The organism is Novosphingobium sp. B-7 (assembly GCF_000410615.1).
Taxonomy (GTDB): Bacteria; Pseudomonadota; Alphaproteobacteria; order Sphingomonadales; family Sphingomonadaceae; genus Novosphingobium; species Novosphingobium capsulatum.
This window is the reverse complement of the sequence record NZ_APCQ01000415.1, coordinates 1-1,449: the sequence shown is the minus strand read 5'-3', so window position 1 is coordinate 1,449 and position 1,449 is coordinate 1. Positions and strand designations below refer to the sequence as shown.

Below are 1,449 nucleotides of genomic sequence, written 5' to 3'. Positions count from 1 at the left end.
TAGCGGATCGACAGCGTCGGGCGCACCGTCTGGCCGTGGCCGACGAGCATCGCCAGCGGACGCGGCGCCACCAGGCCGACGCTGGCCACCGTGCCGCCCTGCACCCGCGCACTGCCGACATGGTCTCCGGCAGCAAACAGCGGCTTTTCATCGAACGCGGCAAAGCCCCATTCGATCAGCGCCGCGCCATCGCGGGCACGGTCCTGCGGCCGGTCATAGCCGCCCACCACCATCATCAGGCGGCGGCCGTTGCGCTGGGCCGAACCGACCAGGCCATAGCCGGCCTCGTTGGTAAAGCCGGTCTTCACGCCATCGGCGCCGTTCACCACGCCATAGAGCGGGTTGTGGTTGCGCTGCTCGATCCCGTTCCAGATCATGGTTTCGTGACCATAGAACCGGCGATAGAAATCGGGGTGGCGGGTGATCAGCGCCGTGCTCAGCGTGGCCAGGTCTGCCGCCGAAACATAGGTGCGGCCTTCGTCCATCCAGCCGTTGGGCGTGTTGTAGTGCGTGTCACGCATGCCCAGCGCGCGGGCCTGCGCGTTCATCAGCGCGGTAAAGCCGGGCACATTGCCCGCAACGCCCTCTGCCAGCACGACGCAGGCATCGTTGGCCGAGACGGTCACGATACCTTCCAGCAGATCGGCCACGCGGGTCTGGCTGTTGTTTTCCAGGAACATCGTGCTGCCCACGCCATGCCACTGGCGGAACGTTTCGGGCCGCATGGCAAAGCTCGTATCGAGCTTGAGCTTGCCCTGCGCGGCCAATTCGAACGCGACATAGCTGGTCATGATCTTGGTCAGCGAAGCCGGCACGAAGCGGCGGTGGGATTGCCTCTCGAACAGCACCCGCCCAGAATTGACGTCAATCAGCAGGGCGATCGGCGCCACCACTTCGGGCGGATGGGCCGGATCGGCCGACACCTGCACGTGCGGAGATTTCATGCCCTGGGCAGGCACGGCAATGGTGGCCACAGCGGCCAGGGCAACGGCAACGGAAAGCAGACGGCGCAAGCAAAACCCCGAATTCACGATGGGACCAGCCCGCCTGCCTTATGGCGCGCGCTGGATCTGGGCATCGGCATAGCCCGCCCGCTTCGCCTTGCCCAGAGCCGCCTTGGCCTCGTCTTGCGAACCAGCGGCAATGCGCACGCGGAAGAACTTGCCGGCGGGCGTCACCGCGCCACCCACTTCGCGTGCGGCCTTGTCGGCATTGGCGCGCGTAGAAAAGGCGCCCACCTGCACGACATAAGCCTTGGCATGGGGCGGCGGGGCGGCCGGATGCTCGGCCTTGGGCGCAGGCTTGGGCTCTGCCTTTGCCGGTGCCTTGGGTTCGGGCCGAGGCGTAACGGGCTTGGGTACCGGTGCGGCAACGGCCTTTGGCGCCGCCGAGGGGGCTGACGGCGCTGGCGGGCGCGGCGCGGGCATGGGCGTGGTGTTGCGCACGACC

General features: G+C 67.4%; 2 protein-coding genes. Both read right to left on the bottom strand.

Going from position 1 to position 1,449, the window contains the following annotated elements; all coding sequences use genetic code 11:
- On the bottom strand, positions 1–1,013 hold a 1,013-nt coding region (locus H926_RS25705; protein ID WP_022675358.1), incomplete at its 3' end, for a D-alanyl-D-alanine carboxypeptidase family protein.
- Positions 1,014–1,052: 39 nt separating this feature from the next.
- On the bottom strand, positions 1,053–1,449 hold a 397-nt coding region (locus H926_RS0105125; protein ID WP_022675357.1), incomplete at its 5' end, for an SPOR domain-containing protein.